Source organism: uncultured Enterococcus sp., assembly GCF_913775425.1.
Classification (GTDB): domain Bacteria; phylum Bacillota; class Bacilli; order Lactobacillales; family Enterococcaceae; genus Enterococcus_G.
On the sequence record NZ_CAJYIS010000064.1, the window covers coordinates 36,924 to 61,568 of the forward strand.

39 protein-coding genes are annotated in these 24,645 nt (G+C 40.4%); 2 read left to right on the forward strand and 37 right to left on the reverse strand.

Features of this window, described 5'->3' with window-relative positions; translation table 11 throughout:
- Positions 1 to 38: 38 nt before the first annotated feature.
- The 34 genes from QZ413_RS07320 to thiD form a co-directional block, all read right to left on the reverse strand.
- Positions 39 to 839, reverse strand: a complete 801-nt coding sequence (locus QZ413_RS07320; protein WP_297077987.1) for an energy-coupling factor transporter transmembrane protein EcfT — start codon at positions 837 to 839, stop codon at positions 39 to 41.
- Positions 829 to 1,695 carry an energy-coupling factor ABC transporter ATP-binding protein gene (locus QZ413_RS07325; RefSeq protein WP_297078862.1) on the reverse strand — a complete coding sequence of 289 codons (867 nt, stop codon included), beginning with the start codon at positions 1,693 to 1,695 and terminating at the stop codon, positions 829 to 831. Before QZ413_RS07325 ends, QZ413_RS07320 begins: the two co-directional genes overlap by 11 nt.
- Positions 1,671 to 2,510 carry an energy-coupling factor ABC transporter ATP-binding protein gene (locus tag QZ413_RS07330; protein WP_297077988.1) on the reverse strand — a complete coding sequence of 280 codons (840 nt, stop codon included), beginning with the start codon at positions 2,508 to 2,510 and terminating at the stop codon, positions 1,671 to 1,673. The genes QZ413_RS07325 and QZ413_RS07330 overlap by 25 nt, the downstream gene beginning before the upstream one ends.
- 276 nt (positions 2,511 to 2,786) lie before the next feature.
- Positions 2,787 to 3,167: a 50S ribosomal protein L17 gene (gene rplQ / locus QZ413_RS07335; RefSeq protein WP_016185976.1), complete on the reverse strand. Its 381-nt coding sequence runs from the start codon at positions 3,165 to 3,167 to the stop codon at positions 2,787 to 2,789.
- A gap of 25 nt (positions 3,168 to 3,192) precedes the next feature.
- Positions 3,193 to 4,131 carry a DNA-directed RNA polymerase subunit alpha gene (locus QZ413_RS07340; protein WP_016185977.1) on the reverse strand — a complete coding sequence of 313 codons (939 nt, stop codon included), beginning with the start codon at positions 4,129 to 4,131 and terminating at the stop codon, positions 3,193 to 3,195.
- Between the two features lie 79 nt (positions 4,132 to 4,210).
- Entirely contained in the window at positions 4,211 to 4,600 is a 390-nt protein-coding gene (gene rpsK / locus QZ413_RS07345; RefSeq protein WP_016185978.1) for a 30S ribosomal protein S11, read from the reverse strand.
- A 27-nt stretch (positions 4,601 to 4,627) separates the two neighbouring features.
- Complete coding sequence (rpsM, locus tag QZ413_RS07350; protein WP_016185979.1) at positions 4,628 to 4,993, reverse strand: 30S ribosomal protein S13; 366 nt, start codon at positions 4,991 to 4,993, stop codon at positions 4,628 to 4,630.
- Positions 4,994 to 5,011: 18 nt separating this feature from the next.
- Positions 5,012 to 5,128 (reverse strand): 50S ribosomal protein L36, encoded by a 117-nt coding sequence (rpmJ, locus tag QZ413_RS07355; protein ID WP_002288710.1) that lies wholly within the window; start codon positions 5,126 to 5,128, stop codon positions 5,012 to 5,014.
- 32 nt (positions 5,129 to 5,160) lie between these two features.
- Positions 5,161 to 5,379 carry a translation initiation factor IF-1 gene (gene infA / locus QZ413_RS07360; RefSeq protein WP_002288695.1) on the reverse strand — a complete coding sequence of 73 codons (219 nt, stop codon included), beginning with the start codon at positions 5,377 to 5,379 and terminating at the stop codon, positions 5,161 to 5,163.
- A 183-nt stretch (positions 5,380 to 5,562) separates the two neighbouring features.
- Positions 5,563 to 6,207: an adenylate kinase gene (locus tag QZ413_RS07365; protein WP_297078823.1), complete on the reverse strand. Its 645-nt coding sequence runs from the start codon at positions 6,205 to 6,207 to the stop codon at positions 5,563 to 5,565.
- A 58-nt stretch (positions 6,208 to 6,265) separates the two neighbouring features.
- Positions 6,266 to 7,561: a preprotein translocase subunit SecY gene (gene secY / locus QZ413_RS07370; protein WP_297078825.1), complete on the reverse strand. Its 1,296-nt coding sequence runs from the start codon at positions 7,559 to 7,561 to the stop codon at positions 6,266 to 6,268.
- Entirely contained in the window at positions 7,561 to 8,001 is a 441-nt protein-coding gene (gene rplO, locus QZ413_RS07375) for a 50S ribosomal protein L15 (RefSeq protein ID WP_016185982.1), read from the reverse strand. The genes secY and rplO overlap by 1 nt, the downstream gene beginning before the upstream one ends.
- A gap of 48 nt (positions 8,002 to 8,049) precedes the next feature.
- A complete protein-coding gene (gene rpmD, locus QZ413_RS07380; protein WP_016185983.1) occupies positions 8,050 to 8,229 on the reverse strand; it encodes a 50S ribosomal protein L30 in 180 nt (59 codons plus the stop codon).
- 14 nt (positions 8,230 to 8,243) lie between these two features.
- Positions 8,244 to 8,744: a 30S ribosomal protein S5 gene (rpsE, locus tag QZ413_RS07385; protein ID WP_016185984.1), complete on the reverse strand. Its 501-nt coding sequence runs from the start codon at positions 8,742 to 8,744 to the stop codon at positions 8,244 to 8,246.
- Positions 8,745 to 8,764: 20 nt separating this feature from the next.
- Complete coding sequence (rplR, locus tag QZ413_RS07390; protein WP_016185985.1) at positions 8,765 to 9,121, reverse strand: 50S ribosomal protein L18; 357 nt, start codon at positions 9,119 to 9,121, stop codon at positions 8,765 to 8,767.
- A 61-nt stretch (positions 9,122 to 9,182) separates the two neighbouring features.
- The gene (gene rplF / locus QZ413_RS07395; protein ID WP_016185986.1) at positions 9,183 to 9,719 is read right to left on the reverse strand and encodes a 50S ribosomal protein L6; all 537 of its coding nucleotides are present in this window, start codon (positions 9,717 to 9,719) and stop codon (positions 9,183 to 9,185) included.
- Between the two features lie 30 nt (positions 9,720 to 9,749).
- Positions 9,750 to 10,148, reverse strand: coding sequence for a 30S ribosomal protein S8 (gene rpsH, locus QZ413_RS07400; protein ID WP_297078828.1), 399 nt, complete (start codon positions 10,146 to 10,148; stop codon positions 9,750 to 9,752).
- A gap of 35 nt (positions 10,149 to 10,183) precedes the next feature.
- Positions 10,184 to 10,369: a type Z 30S ribosomal protein S14 gene (locus tag QZ413_RS07405; protein WP_016185988.1), complete on the reverse strand. Its 186-nt coding sequence runs from the start codon at positions 10,367 to 10,369 to the stop codon at positions 10,184 to 10,186.
- An 18-nt stretch (positions 10,370 to 10,387) separates the two neighbouring features.
- Positions 10,388 to 10,927: a 50S ribosomal protein L5 gene (rplE, locus tag QZ413_RS07410; RefSeq protein WP_016185989.1), complete on the reverse strand. Its 540-nt coding sequence runs from the start codon at positions 10,925 to 10,927 to the stop codon at positions 10,388 to 10,390.
- Between the two features lie 28 nt (positions 10,928 to 10,955).
- The gene (rplX, locus tag QZ413_RS07415) at positions 10,956 to 11,267 is read right to left on the reverse strand and encodes a 50S ribosomal protein L24 (RefSeq protein ID WP_297078830.1); all 312 of its coding nucleotides are present in this window, start codon (positions 11,265 to 11,267) and stop codon (positions 10,956 to 10,958) included.
- Positions 11,268 to 11,302: 35 nt separating this feature from the next.
- The gene (gene rplN / locus QZ413_RS07420) at positions 11,303 to 11,671 is read right to left on the reverse strand and encodes a 50S ribosomal protein L14 (RefSeq protein ID WP_016185991.1); all 369 of its coding nucleotides are present in this window, start codon (positions 11,669 to 11,671) and stop codon (positions 11,303 to 11,305) included.
- A gap of 58 nt (positions 11,672 to 11,729) precedes the next feature.
- Entirely contained in the window at positions 11,730 to 11,996 is a 267-nt protein-coding gene (gene rpsQ, locus QZ413_RS07425) for a 30S ribosomal protein S17 (RefSeq protein ID WP_016185992.1), read from the reverse strand.
- A 23-nt stretch (positions 11,997 to 12,019) separates the two neighbouring features.
- A complete protein-coding gene (gene rpmC / locus QZ413_RS07430) occupies positions 12,020 to 12,208 on the reverse strand; it encodes a 50S ribosomal protein L29 (RefSeq protein WP_016185993.1) in 189 nt (62 codons plus the stop codon).
- On the reverse strand, positions 12,198 to 12,632 hold the full coding sequence (gene rplP / locus QZ413_RS07435; protein ID WP_016185994.1) for a 50S ribosomal protein L16: 435 nt from the start codon (positions 12,630 to 12,632) through the stop codon (positions 12,198 to 12,200). The genes rpmC and rplP overlap by 11 nt, the downstream gene beginning before the upstream one ends.
- Positions 12,633 to 12,634: 2 nt before the next feature.
- Positions 12,635 to 13,291, reverse strand: a complete 657-nt coding sequence (gene rpsC / locus QZ413_RS07440; protein WP_016185995.1) for a 30S ribosomal protein S3 — start codon at positions 13,289 to 13,291, stop codon at positions 12,635 to 12,637.
- Positions 13,292 to 13,306: 15 nt separating this feature from the next.
- Positions 13,307 to 13,654, reverse strand: a complete 348-nt coding sequence (gene rplV / locus QZ413_RS07445; protein WP_016185996.1) for a 50S ribosomal protein L22 — start codon at positions 13,652 to 13,654, stop codon at positions 13,307 to 13,309.
- A 20-nt stretch (positions 13,655 to 13,674) separates the two neighbouring features.
- Positions 13,675 to 13,953 carry a 30S ribosomal protein S19 gene (rpsS, locus tag QZ413_RS07450; protein ID WP_016185997.1) on the reverse strand — a complete coding sequence of 93 codons (279 nt, stop codon included), beginning with the start codon at positions 13,951 to 13,953 and terminating at the stop codon, positions 13,675 to 13,677.
- Positions 13,954 to 13,995: 42 nt separating this feature from the next.
- On the reverse strand, positions 13,996 to 14,829 hold the full coding sequence (gene rplB / locus QZ413_RS07455) for a 50S ribosomal protein L2 (protein ID WP_016185998.1): 834 nt from the start codon (positions 14,827 to 14,829) through the stop codon (positions 13,996 to 13,998).
- A 41-nt stretch (positions 14,830 to 14,870) separates the two neighbouring features.
- Entirely contained in the window at positions 14,871 to 15,158 is a 288-nt protein-coding gene (gene rplW / locus QZ413_RS07460) for a 50S ribosomal protein L23 (protein ID WP_016185999.1), read from the reverse strand.
- Positions 15,158 to 15,781: a 50S ribosomal protein L4 gene (rplD, locus tag QZ413_RS07465; protein WP_297078836.1), complete on the reverse strand. Its 624-nt coding sequence runs from the start codon at positions 15,779 to 15,781 to the stop codon at positions 15,158 to 15,160. Before rplD ends, rplW begins: the two co-directional genes overlap by 1 nt.
- Before the next feature lie 29 nt (positions 15,782 to 15,810).
- Positions 15,811 to 16,440 carry a 50S ribosomal protein L3 gene (gene rplC / locus QZ413_RS07470; protein WP_016186001.1) on the reverse strand — a complete coding sequence of 210 codons (630 nt, stop codon included), beginning with the start codon at positions 16,438 to 16,440 and terminating at the stop codon, positions 15,811 to 15,813.
- Between the two features lie 25 nt (positions 16,441 to 16,465).
- Positions 16,466 to 16,774 (reverse strand): 30S ribosomal protein S10, encoded by a 309-nt coding sequence (gene rpsJ / locus QZ413_RS07475; RefSeq protein WP_016186002.1) that lies wholly within the window; start codon positions 16,772 to 16,774, stop codon positions 16,466 to 16,468.
- Positions 16,775 to 17,025: 251 nt separating this feature from the next.
- Positions 17,026 to 17,568 (reverse strand): ECF transporter S component, encoded by a 543-nt coding sequence (locus QZ413_RS07480; RefSeq protein ID WP_297078839.1) that lies wholly within the window; start codon positions 17,566 to 17,568, stop codon positions 17,026 to 17,028.
- Positions 17,561 to 18,373 (reverse strand): bifunctional hydroxymethylpyrimidine kinase/phosphomethylpyrimidine kinase, encoded by an 813-nt coding sequence (gene thiD / locus QZ413_RS07485; RefSeq protein WP_297078842.1) that lies wholly within the window; start codon positions 18,371 to 18,373, stop codon positions 17,561 to 17,563. The genes QZ413_RS07480 and thiD overlap by 8 nt, the downstream gene beginning before the upstream one ends.
- A 102-nt stretch (positions 18,374 to 18,475) precedes the next feature.
- Here thiD and QZ413_RS07490 point away from each other — a divergent pair, with 102 nt between their 5' ends.
- A complete protein-coding gene (locus tag QZ413_RS07490) occupies positions 18,476 to 19,888 on the forward strand; it encodes a PLP-dependent aminotransferase family protein (protein WP_297078844.1) in 1,413 nt (470 codons plus the stop codon).
- Positions 19,881 to 20,618 carry a nitroreductase family protein gene (locus QZ413_RS07495; protein ID WP_297078846.1) on the forward strand — a complete coding sequence of 246 codons (738 nt, stop codon included), beginning with the start codon at positions 19,881 to 19,883 and terminating at the stop codon, positions 20,616 to 20,618. The genes QZ413_RS07490 and QZ413_RS07495 overlap by 8 nt, the downstream gene beginning before the upstream one ends.
- A gap of 32 nt (positions 20,619 to 20,650) precedes the next feature.
- Here QZ413_RS07495 and tuf read toward each other — a convergent pair whose 3' ends face one another.
- The 3 genes from tuf to rpsG all read right to left on the reverse strand — a co-directional run bounded on the left by tuf (position 20,651) and on the right by rpsG (position 24,613).
- Positions 20,651 to 21,838 carry an elongation factor Tu gene (tuf, locus tag QZ413_RS07500; RefSeq protein ID WP_016186007.1) on the reverse strand — a complete coding sequence of 396 codons (1,188 nt, stop codon included), beginning with the start codon at positions 21,836 to 21,838 and terminating at the stop codon, positions 20,651 to 20,653.
- Positions 21,839 to 21,987: 149 nt separating this feature from the next.
- Positions 21,988 to 24,072 (reverse strand): elongation factor G, encoded by a 2,085-nt coding sequence (gene fusA / locus QZ413_RS07505; protein WP_297078848.1) that lies wholly within the window; start codon positions 24,070 to 24,072, stop codon positions 21,988 to 21,990.
- A gap of 70 nt (positions 24,073 to 24,142) precedes the next feature.
- On the reverse strand, positions 24,143 to 24,613 hold the full coding sequence (gene rpsG, locus QZ413_RS07510) for a 30S ribosomal protein S7 (RefSeq protein ID WP_016186009.1): 471 nt from the start codon (positions 24,611 to 24,613) through the stop codon (positions 24,143 to 24,145).
- Positions 24,614 to 24,645: the final 32 nt, after the last annotated feature.

Consider the following 24,645-nt stretch of genomic DNA (forward strand, 5'->3'; position numbering starts at 1 on the left):
GCGACCGGAAAGTTCACAGTGGCTTTGCTCGAATTTTTTTATGAACTCTTTAACCAAACTAAAATAATCGTGACGATGACAAACACTAAAATGGTGAGCGTGTCTCTTAGTTGCCAGTGTAAAATCCGGTATTTTGTCCGACCCTCGCCGCCTTGATAGCCTCTAGCTTCCATCGCTGTTGCTAAATCTTCAGCACGATTAAAACTACTGACAAATAACGGGATCAATAACGGGACGATCGCCTTCATTTTTTGGACGATACTTCCTTCACCAAAATCGACACCACGTGCACGTTGCGCGTTCATGATCTTCTCCGTTTCATCCATCAATGTCGGTACAAATCGTAGCGCGATCGACAGCATCAATGAGATCTCATGTACTGGAAATTTAATGACTTTCAATGGTCTTAAAACGGCTTCAATAGCGTCTGATAATGCAAGTGGTGGTGTACTCAATGTGAGTAGAGTAGAAATAAAGATAATCAGCACAAAACGGCAAAAAATAAAAATCCCATTTAACACTCCAAATTCTGTTAAACGAAAGATCCCCCACTGCCAATAGACTTGACCACCAGATGTGAAAAACATCTGCAATGCCACTGTAAAAATAATCAACCATAATAACGGACGAACGCCACGTAAGAAGAAGCCTAAATTGATTTTAGACAGCAAGATCGCTACAAATGTGAAGGCTGCTAAAAATAGATAACTTTGCCAATTATTTGCTAAAAAAATGATCCCGATAAAATAAAAACTCGTTAATAGCTTTGTACGCGGATCTAGACGATGAATGATCGAGTCACCAGGAATATATCGTCCAAAAATCAATTTATTCATCATGGGCTGCTTCCCCCTTTGATACGATCCATTCAGCCAACTGTGTTGCAGTCAACGGTAACTCAGCAAACTGACAGCCTTTTGCTTGTAATTTTTTTGCAAAAGCCGCTGCTGTTGGAACACCCAATTGTTTTTCTTCTAACCAAGCAACTTCTTGAAAAACCTCTTTAGGTGTACCTTGTTTGACGACGCGTCCTTTTTCCATGACCGTCACGTAATCAGCAAAATCTGCTACGTCATCCATCAAATGGGTAACCAAAACGATCGTGAGTTGTTTTTGTTTTTGTAGCGCTGAAAACATCGCCATCATTTCACGTCGCCCTTGTGGGTCTAGTCCTGCTGTTGGCTCATCCAAAACCAATACCTCTGGTTCCATCGCCAAAACACCAGCAATCGCTACCCGACGCATCTGTCCTCCTGAAAGATCAAAAGGCGATTTAGTTAACGTTTCAGCAGGTAAGCCCACAAGTTCAATATACTCTTCAGCTAATCGTTGGGCTGCTTCTTCTGACACACCAAAATTTTTAGGTCCAAACATAATATCTTTGGCTACAGTTTCTTCAAACAATTGTGACTCTGGAAATTGAAAAACGATCCCAACTTTTTTACGTAACGGTTTTAAATTTTTATTATTCGTATCTGGTTTGATGGCACGATCACCAATCATTACTGTTCCACTCGTTGGTTTTAACAATGCATTCAGATGCTGTAAAATCGTGGATTTCCCGGAACCGGTATGGCCAACGATCGCATGATAACTTCCATCTTTGATTTCAAAATCTAAATCAAATAAGACTCGTTGTTCAAATGGACTATTCGGCTGATATGTGAAATTTACTTGTTCAAAACGGATGTCCATAACCATTCCACCATCCCTTCTTCGGTTAAATAATGATTCGGTACAGTAACCCCTTGTGCTTTTAATGCCAATTTCAATTTTTCTGGAAATGGCAGATCTAATCCAAGTTCGATCAATTCAGGTCCAGCCGAAAAAATCTCTTCTGGTGTGCCTTCTTTGATCAAACGACCTTGCTTCATCACTAAGACACGATTCGCATTTGCTGCTTCATCGATATCATGGGTGATTGAGATTACTGTTAATTGATTTTTCTCTTTGATTTTTTTTACTGCTTCAATGACTTCATAGCGCCCTTCAGGATCTAACATACTTGTCGCTTCATCCAATATGATCACATCTGGTCTTAGCGCTACGACTCCGGCAATCGCTACCCGTTGTTTTTGACCACCAGATAGTCTTGCTGGCTCTTTGGTCGCAAAAGGCGTCATCCGTACTTGTTCTAGTGCTTCTTGTACACGTAAGACCATATCTTCACGCGGAACGCCTTGGTTTTCCATTCCAAACGCAATATCATCTTCGACAGTTGCGCCAACGAATTGATTATCAGGATTTTGAAACACCATGCCGACTGCACGACGAATATTCCAAATCGTTTCTTCAGCTAATGCTTGCCCTTTAACACGCACTTCTCCATGTTCAGGTAATAATAAGCCATTGATCGTTTTGGCCAAAGTGGATTTTCCGGAACCATTATGCCCGATAATCGCCACCCATTCTCCTTCATTGATCGTCAGTGACACTTGATCTAAAGCTGGTTTTTCATCATCTGGTTGATATCGAAATGTTAAGTCTTGTAATTGAACAATCGGTTCCATGTTATTCCCCTCACTCTTTGGTCTACTTTCAAACACTACCAAAAAAAGCGCTCAAACGCAATGATTCGTTGACGTTTTGCGCTTTTTCATTCTTTTTCACTTTCCAAAAGCTGTCTTGACAGCTACTCGAGAGTAAAAAAAAACACTTACACTTTATGATGAGTGCATACCCCCTAGTCAAACTAGGGGGTAGCGCTGAGCTAGACTCGGAAAGTCTGAACTTTCCAACATCATAACACTCTTGTATGCATCTCTAAAGTGATGATAAGTGTGATTTTAAACAAGTTCTAGGATAACCATTTTAGCAGCATCTCCGCGTCTTGGTTCTGTCTTCAAGATACGAGTATAGCCACCTTGGCGATCTGTGTAACGAGGTGCGATATCATTGAATAGCTTTTGTAAAGCTGATTCAACTACGATCCCTTCGTTTTCTTCACGAACACTTGCTACTTCATTACGAACGAATGCCGCAGCTTGGCGACGTGCGTGTAAATCACCACGTTTACCTAAAGTGATCATTTTTTCTGCAGTTGAGCGAACTTCTTTCGCACGAGCTTCAGTCGTCACGATACGTTCGTTAATGAATAAATCAGTTGTTAAATCACGCAACATCGCTTTACGTTGACTAGACGTGCGTCCTAATTTACGATAACTCACTTGGTTTCCCCTCCTTCAAAAAGGTTTAATCGTCTTTGCGTAACCCAAGACCAAGATCATGTAATTTCGCTTTCACTTCTTCAAGTGATTTACGACCTAAATTACGAACTTTGATCATTTCAGGTTCAGACTTATTAGTTAATTCTTGTACAGTATTAATTCCTGCACGTTTTAAACAGTTATAAGAACGTACAGATAAATCTAGTTCTTCAATCGTCATTTCCAACATTTTTTCTTTTTGCGTTTCTTCTTTTTCTACCATGATTTCAGCATGTTTAGCTTCATCAGTAAGATTCACGAAAATGTCTAAATGTTCAGTCATGATTTTTGCAGCTAGACTCATTGCATCTAATGGTTCGATTGAGCCATCTGTCCAAATTTCCATTGTTAGTTTGTCAAAATCATCTCTATGACCGACACGAGTGTTTTCTACTTGGTAGTTTACACGACGTACTGGTGTATAGATAGAATCAACAGGTAACACACCGATTGGCATGTCTTCTTTTTTATTTTCGTCTGCTTGAACATATCCACGTCCAGGTCTCACGGTTAAGCGAGCATTGAAAGTAGCACCTTCAGAAACAGTACAAATATACATATCTTTATTTAAGATCTCTACATCACTGTCAACAAGGATGTCACCAGCTGTAACTGTAGCAGGACCTGCAATATCGATTTCAAGGGTTTTTTCATCTTCGCCATACATTTTTAATGCTAGGCCTTTGATATTCAAGATGATTTGCGCCACGTCTTCTCGAACACCTTTTACTGTGGAGAATTCGTGCAATACGCCATCAATTTGAATATTCGTGATTGCTGCCCCTGGCAAAGAAGACAATAAAATACGACGTAAAGAGTTACCTAATGTCGTACCGTATCCACGTTCTAACGGTTCAACGATAAACTTGCCATAATCTTTTTCTTCATCAATCTTTGCGATTCTTGGTTTTTCGAATTCGATCATTCTTATCTCTTACCCCTTTCAAAACGAAAAGTGTCTTGTTCAATGACGTAATACTTAAAACTCAAATGAGAAGCACTCATTAAACACGACGGCGTTTTGGAGGGCGGCACCCATTATGAGGAACTGGAGTCACGTCACGGATTGCAGTCACTTCTAAGCCTGCTGCTTGTAATGAACGGATTGCTGCTTCACGTCCTGAACCAGGACCTTTTACAGTTACCTCTAATGTTCTTAATCCATGTTCCATTGCTACTTTAGCTGCAGTTTCTGCTGCCATTTGAGCGGCAAAAGGAGTTGATTTTCTGCTTCCTCTAAATCCTAATGCACCAGCTGATGACCATGCTAACGCGTTACCATGAGTATCAGTAATCATTACGATTGTATTATTGAATGTTGAGTGGATATGTGCAATCCCAGCTTCAATATTCTTTTTGACACGGCGTTTACGATTTACTTTTTTTGCTACCATGAAGATTTAACCTCCTTCACTTAAAAATTATTTTTTCTTGCCTGCAACTGTTTTAGAAGGGCCTTTACGAGTACGTGCATTATTTTTCGTGTTTTGTCCACGAACTGGTAATCCACGACGGTGACGGATTCCACGGTAAGAACCGATTTCCATCAAACGTTTGATGTTTAAGTTAACTTCACGACGTAAGTCACCTTCAACTTTTAGTTTATCGATTTCAGCACGGATAGCGTCAGTTTGTTCGTTTGTTAAATCACGTACACGAATTTCTTCTGAAACACCAACGTTAGCTAAAACTTTTTTCGCAGTCGTGTTCCCAATACCATAAATATAAGTAAGAGAAACGACTACACGTTTATCACGAGGAATATCTACTCCTGCAATACGAGCCATAGTTTGTTACACCTCCGGTTATCCTTGACGTTGTTTATGTTTTGGATTTGCTGGGCAAATCACCATAACGCGTCCTTTACGACGAATTACTTTACAATGTTCACACATTGGTTTTACTGATGGTCTTACTTTCATGATAATACCTCCTGTGTTTTTACGGAGTACAATTATTTAAAGCGATAAGTAATACGGCCACGGTTCAAATCATACGGTGATAATTCAACCGTTACTTTGTCTCCAGGTAGAATACGAATGTAGTGCATTCTGATCTTACCAGAAACTGTTGCTAGAACTTGATGTCCATTTTCCAATTCGACTTTAAACATTGCATTCGGCAAAGTTTCGACGACTGTACCTTCGACTTCAATCATATCTTCTTTTGCCACGCACAGTACCTCCTTGTACTTTTTCGCATTTTCACACGATAAAACGGCGGAATGCAATGCTTCCACCTAATATTCTCAAAAACTTCTCGTTAAAGAAGTCGGACTGACACATTATAACATGCCAGGTTAATTATATCAAGAGAAAGTCACTCAGCCTTCAAGTCGGTTACGGGCAATCGATCGTTATTCGATGATCTTTTGTACATCTGCAAACACAGCATCGATTTCACGATTCCCATCAATAGACTGTAATAAACCTTCTTCTTTATAATAATTTAAAATTGGTTCACTACTTTTGATATTGACAGCTAGACGATTTTTGACCGTCTCAGGCTTATCATCTTCTCGTTGATAAAACTCGTGCTCACCGCATTTATCACAAGTACCTTCCACTTTTGGAGGATTGAACTCACGATGATACGTTGCACCACAATTGCGGCACATAAAGCGACCAGTTAAGCGATCAACTAAAATTTCTTCAGGGACATGAATATCAATTACAGCATCTAATTTCTTTCCAAGCTCGTTTAGCATCTCATCCAACGCTTTTGCTTGATCCAATGTACGAGGAAAGCCATCTAATAAGAAGCCATTCTCTGTATCTGGTTGAGCTAAACGTTCTTTGACGATTCCATTCGTTACTTCGTCAGGAACTAGATTTCCTTGATCCATGTATGATTTGGCTTTTAAGCCTAGCGCTGTTTCATTGGCCATAGCCGCACGAAACATATCGCCGGTTGAAATGTGCGGTAAGTTGTAAGAAGCGACGATACGCTCTGCTTGTGTTCCCTTACCAGCACCGGGAAGTCCCATTAAAACGAGGTTCATTCTGTTTCCTCCTAAGTCATTGAATAGTGTTGAGGAAATCCTCAACACCTCAAGAACCTTAATTCAAAAAACCAGTATATTGGCGTTTTAGCATTAACCCTTCAAGCTGTTTCGCCGCTTCAAGTGCAACCCCAACAACGATCAATAAACTTGTTCCGCCTAAACCAATTGATTGTGGTAAGTTCCAGATCATTTGCGCTAAAATCGGTAGCAAGGCTACTAATCCTAGGAAAATGGCTCCGACAGTACTTAAGCGCATCAATAATGAAGAGACGTATTCTTCTGTTCCTTTACCAGGACGAACACTTGGGATATAACTTCCTTGTTTTTGCAAGTTTTCGGATAACTTTTCAGGATTGACCTGAACAAAAGCATAGAAGAATGTAAAGGCCACGATCAACACGGTATAAATCGCTGCCCCAGGGACAGTGTTATAACTGAAGATCGTTTGGACGATAACAAACCAAGATTCATTTTGGTAAGAACTACCTAGAGCTTGAATGATTGCACTAGGCGTAGTAATAAATGAACTAGCAAAAATTACAGGGATAACTCCGGCAGCATTTACTTTCAATGGAAGGTAACTACTTGTAGGAGCACCAGTAATTCGTTTGGTATACTGAATTGGGATTTTTCGTTCTGCTTGTTGGAAAAATGTAACTAGTGTGACGATTACTAATACAGCAATGATTAGTAACACCATAAAAATAGTTGATTTCCATAAATCAGATGAAGGTACGTTAATGAAGTAATCTTCATAAAGACCCTTCACACTTACAGGTAAGCGTGAGATGATCCCAGCGAAGATGATCATTGACACTCCATTTCCGATTCCTTTTTCAGTGATTTGCTCTCCTAACCAAGTCACAAACATTGTGCCTGCAGTTAAGATGATCCCGATGGTAACGAATGTTTGCCAACTAGGATTTGAGACAAAACCAAATTGAGTGTAGAAGTTAAATCCAGCAGTTAATGTCATTGATTGTAGGAAACCTAAAACCAATGTCAAGTAACGTGTTGCTTGATTTAATTTTTTACGACCAACTTCACCCTGTTTCGACCATTCCACAAAACGTGGAACGATATCCATCTGCAACAATTGAACGATAATTGATGCAGTGATATAAGGAGAAACTCCCATCGAAAAGATCGAGAAGTTTTGGAGCGCACTACCACTCACCAAATTTAGCATGTTCAAAAATGGTAGATCGGCGATATCTTTTAACTTATTTGCATCGACACCGGGCACAACGACATGTGCACCGAGACGAAATACAAACAGGATAAATACTGTAAACAAAATTCTTGAGCGAATATCTTTTACTTTAAAAGCATCCTTCAAAAGTTTCAGCATTAGATCACCTCGATTGATCCACCAGCAGCTACGATAGCTTCTTCTGCTGTTTTAGAGAATTTTGCTGCTTTGACAGTTAATTTTTTCGTTAACTCGCCATTACCCAATACTTTAATTCCAGCTTTTGCGTTTTTCACGATTCCAGCTTCAACTAAAGCAACTGGTGTAACTTCAGCTCCATCTTCAAAACGATTTAAAAGATCTAAGTTCACAACTGCGTATTCTTTACGGTTCACGTTTGTGAATCCACGTTTTGGTAAACGACGGAATAAAGGAGTTTGTCCCCCTTCAAATCCTAAACGTACACCGCCACCTGAACGAGCTTTTTGACCTTTTTGTCCGCGTCCTGCTGTTTTACCGTTACCAGATGAAGTACCACGTCCTACGCGATTGCGTACTTGGCGAGATCCTTCTGCAGGTTTTAATTCATGAAGTTTCATGGTTTGGCACCTCCTTAATCAAACTACTAACTCTAAATCTATTTCTAATTAAACTTCTTCAACGTCCACTAAGTGAGAGATTGTGTTAACCATGCCTTTGATTGCATCATTAGCTGGTTTAACAACAGTGCTGTTCACTTTACCAAGACCTAACGCTTTAACAGTTGCGCGTTGGTTTTGAGGACGTCCGATAACACTGCGTCTTAAAGTAATTTTTAATTCAGCCATTATACTTGTCCTCCTTAACCGATAATTTCGTCAACTGATTTGCCGCGAAGTGCTGCCACTTCTTCGACACGTTTTAATTGTTTTAATCCATCAATTGTTGCGCGAACAACGTTGATAGGTGTGTTTGAACCTAATGATTTAGATGTGATATCAGCTACCCCAGCTAATTCTAATACGGCACGAACTGGTCCACCAGCAGCAACTCCAGAACCTTCTACTGCAGGTTTCATTAAGATGCGGCCACCACCAAATACGCCGATAGCTTCATGAGGGATAGTAGAACCAACCATTGGTACTTCAACTAAGTTTTTCTTAGCATCTTCAACAGCTTTACGGATCGCTTCTGGTACTTCTTGAGCTTTACCAGTACCGAAACCAACGTGGCCATTTTTATCACCGACAACAACTAAAGCTGCGAAACGTAAACGACGTCCACCTTTTACAACTTTTGTTACGCGGTTGATACCGACAACGCGGTCTTCTAATTCCAAGTGTTTTGGATCAATATAAACCATGAATGGTGTTCCTCCTTCTCCTAAAATTCTAGTCCATTTTCGCGAGCTGCTGTTGCTAATGCTGCTACGCGGCCATGGTAAAGGTATCCACCACGGTCAAAGACTACTACTTTGATACCTTTTGCTGCTGCACGTTCAGCGATTAATTTACCGACAGCTTGCGCTTGTTCAGTTTTTGTTCCACCTGAAATTTCTTTATCCAAGGCAGAGGCACTTGCTAGCGTTACACCCGCTACGTCATCAATTACTTGCGCGTAGATGTTCTTGTTAGAACGGAAAATGTTCAAGCGTGGGCACTCAGCAGTACCAGAGATTTTGTTACGTACACGACGATGTCTCTTTTGACGTGTTTTGTTTTTATCTGGTTTTGTAATCACAATTGTCACCTCTTAATTTTTATCGGCCTAAGCCGTGAATCGTAAACGCAGTGGTTTACGATTATTTACCAGTTTTACCTTCTTTACGGCGAACAAATTCACCAACATAGCGAATCCCTTTACCTTTGTAAGGTTCTGGAGGACGAACGCCACGGATGTTAGCTGCTAATTCACCAACAACTTCTTTGTTCGTACCTTTAACGATTACTGAAGTATTTGATGGTACTTCAATCGTGATGCCTTCTGGGGCAACGATTTCAACCGGATGAGAGTAACCAACGTTCAATACAAGTTTGCTTCCTTGTAATTGAGCACGGTATCCAACCCCGATTAATTCTAAAGCTTTTTGGAAACCTTCGCTTACACCAACAACCATGTTATTGAAGTTTGCACGAGTAGTTCCATGAATAGTTTTCATTTCTTTACTATCATTTGGACGAGTAAAAGTAACTTCGTTTCCTTCGATGTTCATTTGAATATCAGAAGAGAAAGTACGAGTTAATTCACCTTTAGGTCCTTTAACTGTAATGTCATTGCCTTCTTGCTTGATTTCAACACCAGCAGGAAGAACGACAATCTTATTACCGATACGACTCACTTAGAGACACCTCCTTGTGTATTATTTAAATTACCATACGTAAGCGACAACTTCGCCGCCGATGTTTTTAGCTCTTGCTTCTTTATCAGTGATTACACCTTCAGAAGTCGAGATAATTGCGATACCTAAACCGTTTAATACTTTAGGTACTTCGTCAGATTTAACGTAAGCACGTAGACCTGGTTTAGAGATACGTTTCAAGTTAGTGATAACACGTTCACCGTTTTTACCGTATTTCAAGAATACGCGGATCACGCCTTGTTTGTCATCTTCGATATATTCAACATCGCGGATGAAACCTTCTTTTTTCAAGATTTCAGCGATATCACGTTTGATTTTTGAAGCAGGTACTTCTAATACTTCGTGTTTTACCATGTTGGCATTACGAATGCGTGTTAGAAAATCTGCAATTGGATCTGTCATGACCATTAGATGATTTACCTCCTTTATGCGAGTTTACTTGTTTACCAGCTAGCTTTCTTCACGCCGGGAATTTGACCTTTGTAGGCAAGTTCGCGGAAGCAAATACGGCAAAGTTTAAATTTACGATAAACTGAATGTGGACGTCCACAACGTTCACAACGTGTGTACTCTTGTACAGCGTGTTTAGCCGGACGTTTGTTTTTAGCAATCATTGATTTTTTAGCCACGTAGTTCGCCTCCTTTTTTTATTTTTGGAATGGCATGCCTAATTGTGCTAACAACTCACGAGATTCTTCATCTGTGTTTGCTGTTGTTACAATAACGATATCCATCCCACGTACTTTATCTACCAAATCGTAGTCTACTTCTGGGAAGATTAATTGTTCTTTAACACCCAAAGTGTAGTTTCCGCGTCCGTCGAATGCTTTTTTGCTTACACCGTGGAAATCACGTACACGTGGTAAAGAAACAGATACTAATTTATCTAAAAATTCGTACATTCTTTCGCCGCGTAGCGTTACTTTCGCACCGATTGGCATTCCTTCACGTAGACGGAATCCAGCGATAGATTTTTTAGCTTTTGTAATTAAAGGTTTTTGACCTGAAATTAATTGTAATTCTTCTACAGCTTTATCTAAGCTTTTAGTGTTAGATACAGCATCACCCACACCCATGTTGATAACGATTTTATCAACTTTTGGTGTTTGCATGATTGAACTATAATTAAATTTTTCCATCAATGATGGTACAACTTCTTTTGAATATTTTTCTTTAAGGCGGTTCATTTAGCAAGCTCCTCCTTCCTTGATTTGATTATTTATCTAAAACTTCACCGGTTTTTTTAGAAACACGGACTTTTTTACCGTCTACTTCTTTATAGCCGACACGTGTAGCTTCACCGTTAGAAGGATCAATGACCATCACGTTTGACACATGAATTGGTGCTTCCATTTCAACGATTCCGCCCTGAGGAGCAGCTTGAGAAGGTTTTTGGTGTTTTTTCACGATGTTAACACCTTCGACAATAACTTTATCTTTCTTAGGCATTGCAGCTAGTACTACGCCTTCTTTGTTTTTGTCTTTACCAGTGATAACTTTAACTTTATCGCCTTTTTTCACGAACATGAGTGTTTCGCACCTCCTTTGGGTATAAGTGACAATTATAATACTTCTGGTGCTAGTGAAACGATCTTCATGAAGTTGTTTTCGCGTAATTCACGAGCAACTGGGCCAAAGATACGTGTTCCACGTGGGCTCTTATCGTCACGGATAATAACCGCAGCATTTTCATCAAATTTAATATAAGAACCGTCTGTACGACGAGCGCCTGATTTGGTACGAACGATAACGGCTTTAACGACGTCACCTTTTTTGACAACACCACCTGGCGTTGCTTGTTTAACCGTAGCAACGATGATGTCACCGATGTTCGCTGTTTTGCGACCTGAACCACCAAGGACCTTGATTGTCAAGATTTCGCGAGCACCAGAGTTATCAGCAACTTTTAAACGACTTTCTTGTTGGATCACGATGTGTATCCTCCTTTCAGATTTTGCAATTCAATCTATATAGGAAAACTTCGTGTGATTAGATAATCACTGCCTTTTCGACAACTTCTACTAGACGGAAACGTTTCGTAGCTGATAATGGACGAGTTTCCATAATTTTCACGATATCGCCAACTTTTGCTTCGTTGTTTTCATCGTGTGCTTTGTATTTCTTAGAATAGTTCATACGTTTACCGTAGATAGGGTGGTTTTTTTTCGTTTCAACTACTACTGTAATTGTTTTGTCCATTTTATCAGACACCACGCGACCTTGGTAAACTTTACGTTGATTTCTTTCTTCAGTCATACCTAGATGGCCTCCTTCCACAATTAATTAGCTTGTTGACGCACTACAGTTTTAATGCGTGCAATCGACTTACGAACTTCTTTAATACGTGCAGTGTTTTCTAGTTGGCCAGTAGCTAATTGGAATCTTAGATTAAACAATTCTTCTTTTAATTGTTTTTCTTGATCTAGCATTTCGGCAGTGGTTAATTCTCTGATTTCTTTAACCTTCATTCGATTCACCACCCATTTCTTCACGTTTTACGATTTTCGTTTTCATTGGTAATTTGTGAGAAGCAAGGCGTAGCGCTTCACGTGCTACTTCTTCAGGTACACCAGCGATTTCAAACATGATTTTTCCACGTTTTACTGGAGATACCCAACCTTCAGGTGCCCCTTTACCAGAACCCATACGTACCCCAATCGCTTTGGCAGTATAAGATTTATGAGGGAAAATTTTGATCCATACTTTCCCACCACGTTTCATGTAACGAGTCATTGCAATACGAGCCGCTTCGATTTGGCGGTTAGTAATCCAATGAGAATCAACAGCTTGTAAGCCATATTCACCAAATGCAACTTCTTTGCCGCCTTTAGCTTCTCCGCGCATTTTTCCACGGAATTCACGACGGTGTTTTACACGTTTAGGTACTAACATGCTTATTTCCCTCCTTTCTCAGTGTTTTTTTTAGTTGGAAGAATTTCTCCACGATAGATCCACACTTTAACTCCTAGTTTTCCGTATGTTGTATCTGCTTCTTCCCATGCGTAATCAATATCCGCACGTAATGTGTGCAATGGAACTGTTCCTTCAGAGTAACCTTCGCTACGAGCGATATCCGCACCGTTTAAACGACCTGATACTTGAGTTTTGATTCCTTGCGCGCCAGCACGCATAGAGCGTTGGATGGCTTGTTTTTGAGCACGACGGAAAGCAACACGGCCTTCTAATTGACGTGCAATTCCTTCAGCTACTAATTTAGCATCTAGATCTGGTTTTTTGATTTCCACGATGTTGATGTGTACTTTTTTACCAGTTAATTTGTTTAATTCTTTTCTTAGGCTTTCAACTTCAGATCCGCCTTTACCAATAACCATACCTGGTCTAGCTGTGTGGATTGAAACGTTCACGCGGTTTGCAGCGCGTTCGATTTCAACCGTTGACACGGCAGCATCAGCAAGTTTAGACGCGATGAATTTACGAATTCTTAAATCTTCGTGTAGAAAATCAGCATACTCTTTTTCAGCATACCATTTTGCATCCCAGTCGCGGATGACGCCTACACGCATTCCAATTGGATGTACTTTTTGACCCACTGAATGTCCCTCCTCTTATTTTTCTGATACGACTACCGTAATATGACTAGTACGTTTGTTGATTGGTGAAGCTGAACCTTTTGCACGTGGACGGAAACGTTTCATTGTCGGTCCTTCGTTAACAAATCCTTCAGATACTACCAAGTTTTCAACATCTAAGTCGAAGTTGTTTTCTGCATTAGCAATAGCTGACATTAGAACTTTTTCAATAATTCCTGCAGCTTTGTTCGGTGTGAACTTTAAGATTGCGATGGCTTCAGCAACGTTTTTTCCTCGGATTAAATCCATCACTAAACGTGATTTGCGAGGAGAAACGCGAACTGTTTTCGCAACAGCTTTAGCTGATGTAATTTGTTCTGCCATTCTGATATCCTCCTCTCAAATTAGCGTTTAGTTTTCTTATCGTCACTTCCGTGTCCACGATAAGTTCTTGTCGGTGCAAATTCACCTAATTTATGTCCTACCATATCTTCTTGAATGTAAACTGGTACATGTTTACGTCCATCATAAACAGCAATCGTAAATCCGATAAAGCTTGGGAAGATTGTTGAACGACGAGACCAAGTTTTGATAACTTTTTTCTTTTCGGCACCTTGTTGTGCGTCGACTTTTTTCATCAAATGATCATCGACAAAAGGTCCTTTTTTTAAACTACGACCCATGGTGTACCTCCTCTCAAAATATGCGACACATGGTCAATAAAATTATTTAGCGTTACGACGACGAACGATAAGTTTGTCTGATTTCGCTTTTTTGTTACGAGTTTTGTATCCAAGAGCTGGTTGACCCCATGGAGATACTGGCGCTTTACGTCCGATTGGAGCTTTACCTTCACCACCACCGTGTGGGTGATCGTTAGGGTTCATTACGCTACCACGTACAGTTGGACGTTTACGCATCCAACGAGAGCGACCCGCTTTACCAATGTTGATTAATTCATGTTGTTCGTTACCTACAGCACCGATAGTTGCACGACATGTTGCTAAGATCATGCGCACTTCGCCTGAGTTCAAACGAATCAATACGTATTTGCCTTCTTTACCAAGTACTTGAGCACTTGTACCAGCAGAACGGATTAATTGTCCGCCTTTTCCTGGTTTCATTTCGATGTTGTGGATAACAGTACCCACTGGAATGTTTGCTAATGGTAACGCGTTACCAACTTTGATATCTGCTTCTGGTCCAGAAACGACAGTCATGCCAACTTCTAGTCCTTTAGGTGCTAAGATATAAGCTTTCACTCCATCTTCGTAATGAACTAACGCAATGTTAGCAGAACGGTTTGGATCATATTCGATTGTTTTAACTGTAGCAACAACGTTATCTTTGTTACGTTTGAAATCGATCAAACGGTATTGACGTTTGTGACCGCCACCTTGATGGCGAACAGTGATACGTCCGTTGTTGTTACGACCGGCATTATTTTTCAACGGCGCCAATAATGTTTTTTCTGGTTTTGAAGTTGTAATCTCAGCAAAATCAGAACTTGTCATATTACGACGACCATTTGAGGTAGGTTTGTACTTTTTAATAGCCACGTCTGTTTTCCCTCCTATTAAAGTTTAGTTAGTTTCTTTGCTTATTCAGCAGAGAATAATTCGATGTCTTTAGAAGCTTCTGTTAAAGTAACAACAGCTTTACGACGTTTTTTTGTGTATCCTGCATATTTACCCATACGTTTAAATTTAGGACGCACGTTGATGATGTTTACGTTTTTCACGTCAACACCAAATGCTGCTTCAACAGCTTGTTTTACTAAAGTCTTGTTTGCGCGTACGTCTACTTCGAAAGTGTATTTCTTTTCGTCCATAGCTAACATAGATTTTTCAGTAATAACTGGTTTTTTAATAATGTCTAGTAAGTTCATTATGCAAGCACCTCCTCAATTTGAGTAAGAGCAGTTTGAGTTGCTAACACTTTAGTGCTTGACACAACGTCTAATACACTTATGTTATCAGCAGATACTACAGAAACGTTTGGTAAGTTACGTGCAGCTAAAGCAGCGAAGTCATTACCGTTTTCTAAAACTACTAATACTTTAGTGTCAATAGACAAGTTAGCAAGAACTTGTTTGAATTCTTTAGTTTTTGGTGCGTCAAAGCTTAAAGCTTCGATTGCTACCAAGTTATTTGATGCAACTTTCTCTGATAATACAGATTTGATTGCTAAGCGACGAACTTTTTTAGGAAGTTTGTAGCTGTATGAACGTGGTGTTGGTCCAAAGACAACTCCACCTCCACGCCATTGTGGTGAACGGATTGAACCTTGACGGGCACGACCTGTTCCTTTTTGGCGCCATGGTTTACGGCCACCACCACGAACAGCGCTACGGTTTTTCACAGCGTGTGTTCCTTGTCTTAATGAAGCGCGTTGCATGATGATTGCATCAAAGACAACTGTTTCATTAGGTTCGATTCCGAAGATTTCTTCGTTTAAAGTAATTTCGCCATTTTGGCTTCCATCTTGTTTAAATAATGCTACATTCGGCATTCCTTAGTTCCTCCTTTCTTCCTATCTAATTATTTAGCTTTCACAGCTGATTTAATTGTAATCAATGATTTTTTCGCTCCAGGAATGTTACCTTTGATTAAGATAACGTTACGTTCAGCATCAACACGTACAACTTCCAAGTTTTGGATAGTTACGCGGTTTCCGCCCATACGTCCTGCAAGACGTTTGTTTTTGAATACACGGTTAGGTGCAACAGGACCCATTGAACCAGGACGACGGTGGTAACGAGAACCGTGAGACATAGGTCCGCGGCTTTGTCCGTGACGTTTGATAACGCCTTGGAATCCTTTACCTTTAGTTGTTCCTGTCACGTCAACGATGTCTCCAGCTTGGAATACGTCAACTTTAACTTCTGATCCTACTTCTAAGCCCTCTAGCTCAACATCCTTGAATTCGCGAATGAAGCGCTTAGGAGCCGTGTTTGCTTTTGCAACATGACCTTTCGCAGGTTTGTTACTTAAAACTTCACGTAAATCTTGGTATCCTACTTGAACAGCTTCGTAGCCGTCATTTTCCATTGTTTTCAGTTGTAATACTACGTTAGGAGTAGCTTCTACAACAGTTACTGGAATAAGTTCACCAGATTCAGTAAAGATTTGAGTCATCCCCACTTTTTTCCCTAAGATTCCTTTGGTCATGATTACACCTCCATCTTATTTTTAATTATAGTTTAATTTCAATGTTTACGCCTGATGGTAAATCAAGTTTCATCAATGCATCAACAGTTTTTGGTGTTGGATTCACGATATCGATTAAACGTTTATGTGTACGCATTTCGAATTGTTCACGAGAATCTTTGTATTTATGAGTCGCACGGATTACAGTGTAAAGACTGCGTTCAGTTGGTAATGGAATTGGACCAGAAACGTCAGCTCCAGTTCTTTTTGCAGTTTCTACGATCTTTTCCGCAGATTGATCTAAAATACGATGTTCATACGCTTTTAAGCGGATACGAATTTTTTGTTTTGCCATTGTTTTCCCTCCTTCGCCTATTTTGAAAAGTAGACATAGCTCCACGAAAATTTTCCGTCACGCTCGTCCATGGCAAAGCGTCCGGGCGTGTCGCAACCTCTCGTTTCTTAGCCGGCAGAACAAACTGTTCTACCAATATTACTAGCTCTACAGCTAAGCAACACCTCTACGATTATAGTATGGATGAACTTAAATAGCAAGTATTTTTTCATGAAAAACGGAACTTTTTCAAAAAAGTCCCGTTTTCTCTTTTATTTAGCTATTCGCAAGCGATTAAAGGCTTTAACTAATGGAAAATAAAGCAATGCGATGGCAAAAATCGTTAAAACCACATTAGTCAGCGTCGCAGGTAATTTCACCGTCGCCGCAAAAAAAGCCGTGGTGAGATTGGGTGAACCTAACCATAATTGCATAACCGTATTTTTTAGTTGCGTCATACCTATTTTCGCAACACCAGCTGCACTTGCAATCACCAGCAATTGCCATAAAGCATGCGGCTGTTTTTTAAATAGTAAAAAGGCGCCATACGTCACACCGCCGACGATAAAGGCCTCTAGTAAGAAATACGGTGCTTCAGTCGCATAGCCGTTGACGAGATCAAATAAAAAAAAGCCGATCCCACCTGCAAGCGATCCTCTAACGAAACCTAACAGCAAAACGGAAAGCACCAGTACGGCATTTCCCAAATGAACAAATGCACCTGTCGGTAACGGAATTTTGATCGTAGTAGCAATAAATGTCAGCGCAGAAAACAAGGCGATCAATACGACGGTATGAATCGATGATTTAGCCATGATTTTCTCCTTTTCTAAAATAAGCTGAGTGATTCAAATGTCCCACGTAAGCATTAAACGATGCTCCATGTAAGATCCCTTGGTAAACGACTTCTTTCGCCTTGATCACAGCATCCAAATAGCTCATCCCCGTTGCAACGCCTGCAGTAATCGCTGCGGCAAACGCACATCCTGCACCGTGATTATTTTGCGAATCGATTTTAGCAGACTCTAGCATTTCAAAACTTGTCCCATCGTAAAACACATCCAGTGCGCGATGTCCGGCAAGACGTTTCCCACCTTTGATCACCACACGCTTCGCTCCTTGATCATGGATTTTTTTTGCAGCTTCTTTGATCAATTCCACACTCGTCAACTCTCCTAAATCAGATAAAATACCTGCTTCCACTAAATTGGGCGTTACGATTTGCGCTTTGGGCAATAAAAACCGTTTGATCCCGACAACACTTTTTGGCTGCAAAATTTGGGCAGTCCCCTTACACGCAATCACTGGATCGATGATAATATGCTCGGTAAACTCTGGAGATAAATAATGGCTGATGTTCTCAATAATCGTTTCATTGCCTAACATCCCTGTTTTGATTGCAGCTACTTTACCGCCATCTAACGCAGACTGTACTTGCTTTTCAACCAATGTAACCGGCATTTCAGTAACCTCGTGATGCCAATCTTTAGGATCCATTGTAACGATCGTTGTAATCGCCGCTTGTCCAAATAATCCATATTCTTCAAAAATCTTCAAATCAGCTTCTAAACCCGCTCCACCAGTTGCATCAGAACCAGCAATCGTTAATACTCGTTTCATTAAATCCCTCCTTATCGTAAATTTAGCATAAAGAAAAAGTCAGTTGACGAAAAGAGCCAATTGGATTATTTTTAAACCAACCATTTATCTAGGAGGAACGTCATGCCCAAAAAAACGTTGTATCGAAATATCATGGACCATTACATCACTCAAATCGAAAGTGGACAGTTACTCCCTGGCGAACGTTTAGCCCCTGAACGTGAGATTGCTAAAAATTTTTCTGTTAATCGTTCGACAGTCGTACGTGCCCTAGAAGAATTGCAAAGCTTAGGTTGGATCACTCGAAAACAAGGAAGCGGCACAAGAGTCAATGACGGTCAATTAGCCAATCGTCGTTCCCCACTTTCTTGGCTGCAACACACCCACTATGCTAGAAAAAAACCAGAGGACCCTTATTTGACCAAAGTACATGAACAAAAAACAACACCCGATGTACTCGATTTATTTAGCGGTGATCTACCTGAACAACTCATACCAGACTTTTCTTTTCCAGAAATGTCATGGGAAACAATTTTAAAGCAAGCACAACAAACAACTACTGCCGGTTATACACCTTTACTAAACGCATTGGTGCAGCATTTACAAAAGCGCATGACGATACCGATCACATCTAGCGAGTTACTGATCACATCTGGTGCGACTCAAGGACTTTCTGTAATCCTTCAAACCCTTTTGGCACCTGGTGCTTGCGTGGCAACAGAAGATCCATCTTTTTTATTCGCTTTACCTTTTTTTGCTACACTAGACCTCCAACTAAAAGGCTTGCCACAAGACCAATATGGGATTTTGCCAGATGCCTTAGAAACGTTGTGCCAGCAACAAAAAATCGATTTACTGTATGTCAACCCTACCCATCAAAATCCAACTGGGCGCACATTGTCTTTAAATAGAAGAAAAAAAATCGTGGATATCTGTAAAACCTATGATATCCCGATCGTAGAAGACGATGTGTTTAGCGAATTAAGCTTTACCGCACCGCCAAAACGCTTGATCGAGCTTGCTCCAGAACAAGTGATCTATCTTGGCTCATTATCGAAATTATTTTCACCCTTAATTCACATCGGCTGGATCATTGCACCAAAACGTTTGATCACTTCATTTTTAAAAACCAAAGAAACAACCGAATTAACGACGGATATCTTTCCACAATTATTTGCCACAGTTGCCTTAAAGGATCCATCCTATACCGAAAAACAACATTACTTGATCCAACAGTTACATATACGTAGCAAACGTTTTGAAACCTTTTTAGATACTTTAAAGGATTGGCACTATCAACCGATCAATGGCGGGATCTATTACTGGCTGACCTATACAAAACGTCGTCTCACGCGTAAAGATTGGCAACTTTTTTTGGATCAAAACATTCTACTTGCTCCCGCTTTTTTGTTTAGTCGTGATACAATAGCCTGTAGAATTAACTATACTCGGTTAGATGAGCATGATTTTTCAGTATTTCAGGAACGTTTTTTGTTCATCGATGCCCAATTAAGAAAGGATGATTGCAATGAATGACACGATTAAATTACTAACCTCACACCGAAGTTACCGTCATTTTGACGAAACGTACAAGCTACCTACTGAGGATCTAGAGCAGATTTTAGCTGCTGCTAGACAAGCACCGAGTTGGATGAATGGTCAATTTTATTCGATTATCGTACTAGACGATCCAACGATTCGCAAGGAGTTCGTGCGACTAAATCCTGGTAATCCACATATCGAAAAAAGTTCCATTTTTCTACTATTCGTTGCTGATCTTTACCGTACAGCAACAGTCGCGCAACAAAAAGATACCGACTATCAAATCGACGGACTCGATCCATTGATTACTGCTACAACAGATGCCGCACTTGCATTGGAAAATGCGTTAGTGGCCACTGAATCACTTGGTCTTGGTGCAGTACCAGTTGGTAGCGTGCGAAACTATTTACCTGAAATCAAAACACTACTTAATCTACCAGAATACGTCTTACCGATTGCAGGATTAAGTATTGGTAAACCGATCGTTGAAATGAAAGTCAAACCACGTTTACCAAAAGAAACAATCGTCCATTATAATGGATATACTCCACTAGATTACAAACAAATTGAAGACTATGATGATACGATGCGTAAATTTGGCGAGGCACGTGAAACCAAAGATTGGACACAAAAATTTGCGGACTATTTCGCGAACGAACCAAACCGTGGTGTAGATGATTTCATTAACACTCAAAAAATTGCACAAAAAAAGACTGATGAATAAATTCATCAGTCTTTTTGATTGTAAAGTTAGAATTAAGCGTGGATTGTAGAAACAACGCCTGAACCAACAGTACGTCCGCCTTCACGAATAGAGAAACGAGTTCCTTCTTCGATCGCGATTGGGTGGATTAATTCAACTTCGATAGTTACGTTATCACCAGGCATTACCATTTCAGTACCTTCTGGTAATTCGATAACACCAGTCACGTCAGTTGTACGGAAGTAGAACTGTGGACGGTAGTTAGTGAAGAATGGAGTATGACGTCCACCTTCTTCTTTGCTTAATACGTATACTTCAGCAGAGAATTTTGTATGTGGAGTGATTGAAGCTGGTTTAGCTAAAACTTGTCCACGTTGGATGTCTTCACGAGCAACACCACGTAATAAAGCACCGATGTTATCGCCTGCTTCAGCGTAGTCTAATAATTTACGGAACATTTCAACACCTGTTACAGTTGTTTGAGCAGTTTCGTCAGCGATACCAACGATATCTACAACGTCACCAACGCGAACTTGTCCACGTTCAACACGACCTGTAGCAACAGTACCACGTCCAGTGATTGAGAATACATCCTCAACTGGCATCATGAATGGTTTGTCAGTGTCACGAGTTGGAGTTGGGATGTACTCGTCAACTGCAGCCATTAATTCCATGATTTTTTCTTCGTAAGAAGCGTCGCCTTCTAAAGCTTTCAAAGCAGAACCTGCAACAACTGGAGTGTCATCGCCTGGGAAATCGTATTCTGATAATAAGTCACGAACTTCCATTTCTACTAATTCTAATAATTCTTCGTCATCAACCATATCCATTTTGTTTAAGAATACAACGATGTAAGGAACACCTACGTTACGAGATAATAAGATGTGTTCGCGTGTTTGAGGCATAGGACCATCAGCAGCAGATACTACTAAGATCGCGCCGTCCATTTGAGCAGCACCAGTGATCATGTTTTTAACGTAGTCCGCGTGACCTGGGCAGTCAACGTGAGCGTAGTGACGTGCTTCAGTTTCGTACTCAACGTGAGCTGTTGAGATAGTGATTCCGCGTTCGCGCTCTTCAGGAGCACCATCGATTTGGTCGTAAGCAGAAGCTTGTGCCAAACCTTTTTTAGATAAAACAGTTGTGATTGCAGCTGTTAAAGTAGTTTTACCATGGTCAACGTGTCCGATAGTACCAATGTTTACATGGGGTTTAGAACGGTCAAATTTTTCTTTTGCCATTTTATATGTTCCTCCTAAGTGTTTTAAAGTATTTTATCTGATAGGTAAGGAATCAACGAGTGATCCCTTTCCCATATCATCGTTCATTATTGTACACGAAACTGTCAAAAAAATATAGTTTTTTGAAGCATTTCAAGAATGATTAAAAATTATTCAGCTTTTCCGCCGTTTTTCTTAATAATTTCTTCTTGAATTGATTTCGGTACGTCTTCATAGTGGTCAAATACCATCATGAATGTTCCACGTCCTTGAGTTGAAGAACGTAGAGTTGTTGCGTATCCAAACATTTCAGATAAAGGCACGATAGCATTTACGATTTGCGCATTACCATGTGCTTCCATACCTTCAACGCGTCCACGACGAGCAGTTACGTGTCCCATTACATCACCTAAGTAATCTTCTGGTACAGTTACAGTAACTTTCATCATTGGTTCAAGGATAGCTGGTTGTGCTTTCTTCGCAGCCGCACGTAGCGCCATAGAAGCAGCAACACGGAAGGCTGTTTCATTCGAATCGACATCATGGTAAGAACCATCATAAAGTTTCGCTTTGATATCTACTAATGGATATCCAGCCAACACACCATTTGCCATTGAGTCTTCAAGACCTTTTTCAACAGCTGGGATGTATTCACGAGGAACAACCCCACCGACGATCGCGTTTTCGAATTCGAAACCGCCACCCTCTTCATTAGGTGTAAATTCGATCCATACGTGACCGTATTGACCTTTACCACCTGATTGACGTACAAATTTACCCTCTGCATTTGTCGCAGCACGGAAAGTTTCACGGTAAGATACTTGAGGAGCACCTACGTTTGCTTCCACTTTGAACTCACGACGCATACGGTCAACTAATACATCTAAATGCAACTCACCCATACCAGCGATTACAGTTTCACCAGTTTCAACGTTTGTTTCAACGCGGAATGATGGATCTTCTTCAGCTAGTTTTTGTAGAGCAAGACCCATTTTATCTTGGTCAGCTTTTGATTTAGGTTCAACAGCTACTTCGATAACTGGATCAGGGAATTCAATCGATTCAAGGATAACTGGTGAATTTTCAGCACACAATGTATCCCCAGTTGTTGTATCTTTCAATCCAACAGCTGCAGCGATATCTCCTGAGTATACTTTTTGGATTTCTTGACGTGTATTCGCGTGCATTTGTAGAATACGTCCAATACGTTCACGTTTGCCTTTAGAAGCATTCAATACGTAAGAACCAGATTCTAATACACCTGAATAAACACGGAAGAATGTTAGACGACCTACGAATGGGTCAGTCATAACTTTAAATGCTAATGATGCAAATGGAGCTTCATCGTCAGCTGGACGAGTAGTTTCTTCGTCCGTTTTAGGGTCGATCCCGTTGATTGCAGGGATATCTAGAGGTGATGGTAAGTAATCGATTACCGCATCTAGTAATAATTGAACCCCTTTATTTTTGAAGGCCGTACCACACATTACAGGGTAGAATTCTACCGCTACAGTTGCTTTACGGATTCCTTCTTTTAATTCTTCGACAGTGATTTCTTCACCTTCTAAGAATTTCATTGTTAAGTCTTCATCAGTTTCAGCAACTGCTTCAACTAATTTTTCATGCCATTCTTCAGCTAACTCACGGTATTCTTCTGGGATTTCAGTTTCTTGAATCTCAGTACCTAAGTCATTTGTGTAGATTTCAGCTTTCATTGTCACAAGGTCAATGATTCCTGTGAAATCATCTTCCGCACCAATTGGTAATTGGATTGGATGAGCGTTTGCTTGTAAACGGTCATGTAAAGTTGATACAGAGTATAAGAAGTCTGCACCAATTTTGTCCATTTTGTTACAGAATACGATACGTGGAACGCCATATTCTGTTGCTTGACGCCAAACAGTTTCTGTTTGAGGTTCTACACCTGATTGTGAGTCTAAAACAGTTACTGCGCCATCAAGTACGCGTAATGAACGTTGTACTTCGATCGTGAAATCCACGTGTCCAGGAGTGTCAATGATGTTGACACGGTTCCCTTTCCATTGAGCAGTAGTTGCCGCAGATGTAATCGTGATCCCGCGTTCTTGTTCTTGTTCCATCCAGTCCATTTGTGAAGCTCCTTCATGAGTTTCACCAATTTTGTGGATACGACCAGTGTAGTACAAGATACGTTCTGTTGTTGTTGTTTTACCAGCATCAACGTGGGCCATGATTCCGATATTACGAGTGTTTTCTAAAGAAAATTCTCTTGCCATATTCGTTGTGTTCTCCTCTCATTACGAGTACATGGTTGTCAAATTTCTTGCAAAAAATTGCAAGTAAATCTTACCAACGATAGTGTGCAAACGCACGGTTAGCATCAGCCATTTTGTGTGTGTCTTCGCGTTTTTTAACAGAAGCACCAGTGTTATTGGCAGCATCCATGATTTCTTTTGCTAGACGCTCTTCCATTGTGTGTTCTCCACGCAAACGAGCGTAGTTAACTACCCAACGAAGACCTAAAGTCGTACGACGTTCAGGGCGAACTTCAACTGGTACTTGATAGTTAGAACCCCCAACACGACGAGCTTTTACTTCTAATACAGGCATAATGTTTTTCATTGCTTGTTCGAAAACTTCCAATGGATCATTACCTGTAGATTCTTTGATAATATCAAATGAATTGTAGATAATATTTGCAGCAACTCCGCGTTTTCCGTCAATCATTACACGGTTGATTAAGCGAGTTACTAATTTTGAGTTATAAATAGGATCTGGTAAGACATCACGTTTTGCAACAGGACCTTTACGAGGCATCCGTAACTCCTCCTTCCGAAAAGTGGTTTTTT

Excerpts from the sequence above, each read along its gene's own strand:
- QZ413_RS07320 (WP_297077987.1), bottom strand. The coding sequence starts at position 839 with ATGATGAATAAATTGATTTTTGGACGATATATTCCTGGTGACTCGATC.
- QZ413_RS07325 (WP_297078862.1), bottom strand. The coding sequence starts at position 1,695 with ATGGACATCCGTTTTGAACAAGTAAATTTCACATATCAGCCGAATAGT.
- QZ413_RS07330 (WP_297077988.1), bottom strand. The coding sequence starts at position 2,510 with ATGGAACCGATTGTTCAATTACAAGACTTAACATTTCGATATCAACCA.
- QZ413_RS07340 (WP_016185977.1), bottom strand. The coding sequence starts at position 4,131 with ATGATCGAATTCGAAAAACCAAGAATCGCAAAGATTGATGAAGAAAAA.
- rpsK (WP_016185978.1), bottom strand. The coding sequence starts at position 4,600 with ATGGTAGCAAAAAAAGTAAATCGTAAACGCCGTGTCAAAAAGAATATT.
- rpsM (WP_016185979.1), bottom strand. The coding sequence starts at position 4,993 with ATGGCTCGTATTGCAGGAGTAGATATTCCTCGTGATAAACGTGTAGTC.
- rpmJ (WP_002288710.1), bottom strand. The coding sequence starts at position 5,128 with ATGAAAGTAAGACCATCAGTAAAACCAATGTGTGAACATTGTAAAGTA.
- QZ413_RS07365 (WP_297078823.1), bottom strand. The coding sequence starts at position 6,207 with ATGAACCTCGTTTTAATGGGACTTCCCGGTGCTGGTAAGGGAACACAA.
- secY (WP_297078825.1), bottom strand. The coding sequence starts at position 7,561 with ATGCTGAAACTTTTGAAGGATGCTTTTAAAGTAAAAGATATTCGCTCA.
- rplO (WP_016185982.1), bottom strand. The coding sequence starts at position 8,001 with ATGAAACTTCATGAATTAAAACCTGCAGAAGGATCTCGCCAAGTACGC.
- rpmD (WP_016185983.1), bottom strand. The coding sequence starts at position 8,229 with ATGGCTGAATTAAAAATTACTTTAAGACGCAGTGTTATCGGACGTCCT.
- rpsE (WP_016185984.1), bottom strand. The coding sequence starts at position 8,744 with ATGGTTTATATTGATCCAAAACACTTGGAATTAGAAGACCGCGTTGTC.
- rpsH (WP_297078828.1), bottom strand. The coding sequence starts at position 10,148 with ATGGTCATGACAGATCCAATTGCAGATTTTCTAACACGCATTCGTAAT.
- rplE (WP_016185989.1), bottom strand. The coding sequence starts at position 10,927 with ATGAACCGCCTTAAAGAAAAATATTCAAAAGAAGTTGTACCATCATTG.
- rplX (WP_297078830.1), bottom strand. The coding sequence starts at position 11,267 with ATGTTCGTGAAAAAAGGCGATAAAGTTAAAGTTATCACTGGTAAAGAC.
- rpsQ (WP_016185992.1), bottom strand. The coding sequence starts at position 11,996 with ATGACTGAAGAAAGAAATCAACGTAAAGTTTACCAAGGTCGCGTGGTG.
- rpmC (WP_016185993.1), bottom strand. The coding sequence starts at position 12,208 with ATGAAGGTTAAAGAAATCAGAGAATTAACCACTGCCGAAATGCTAGAT.
- rplP (WP_016185994.1), bottom strand. The coding sequence starts at position 12,632 with ATGTTAGTACCTAAACGTGTAAAACACCGTCGTGAATTCCGTGGAAAA.
- rplV (WP_016185996.1), bottom strand. The coding sequence starts at position 13,654 with ATGGCAGAACAAATTACATCAGCTAAAGCTGTTGCGAAAACAGTTCGC.
- rpsS (WP_016185997.1), bottom strand. The coding sequence starts at position 13,953 with ATGGGTCGTAGTTTAAAAAAAGGACCTTTTGTCGATGATCATTTGATG.
- rplW (WP_016185999.1), bottom strand. The coding sequence starts at position 15,158 with ATGAACTTACTAGACATTATTAAAAAACCAGTTATTACTGAAAAATCT.
- rplD (WP_297078836.1), bottom strand. The coding sequence starts at position 15,781 with ATGCCGAATGTAGCATTATTTAAACAAGATGGAAGCCAAAATGGCGAA.
- rplC (WP_016186001.1), bottom strand. The coding sequence starts at position 16,440 with ATGACCAAAGGAATCTTAGGGAAAAAAGTGGGGATGACTCAAATCTTT.
- rpsJ (WP_016186002.1), bottom strand. The coding sequence starts at position 16,774 with ATGGCAAAACAAAAAATTCGTATCCGCTTAAAAGCGTATGAACATCGT.
- QZ413_RS07480 (WP_297078839.1), bottom strand. The coding sequence starts at position 17,568 with ATGGCTAAATCATCGATTCATACCGTCGTATTGATCGCCTTGTTTTCT.
- thiD (WP_297078842.1), bottom strand. The coding sequence starts at position 18,373 with ATGAAACGAGTATTAACGATTGCTGGTTCTGATGCAACTGGTGGAGCG.
- QZ413_RS07490 (WP_297078844.1), top strand. The coding sequence starts at position 18,476 with ATGCCCAAAAAAACGTTGTATCGAAATATCATGGACCATTACATCACT.
- QZ413_RS07495 (WP_297078846.1), top strand. The coding sequence starts at position 19,881 with ATGAATGACACGATTAAATTACTAACCTCACACCGAAGTTACCGTCAT.
- tuf (WP_016186007.1), bottom strand. The coding sequence starts at position 21,838 with ATGGCAAAAGAAAAATTTGACCGTTCTAAACCCCATGTAAACATTGGT.
- fusA (WP_297078848.1), bottom strand. The coding sequence starts at position 24,072 with ATGGCAAGAGAATTTTCTTTAGAAAACACTCGTAATATCGGAATCATG.
- rpsG (WP_016186009.1), bottom strand. The coding sequence starts at position 24,613 with ATGCCTCGTAAAGGTCCTGTTGCAAAACGTGATGTCTTACCAGATCCT.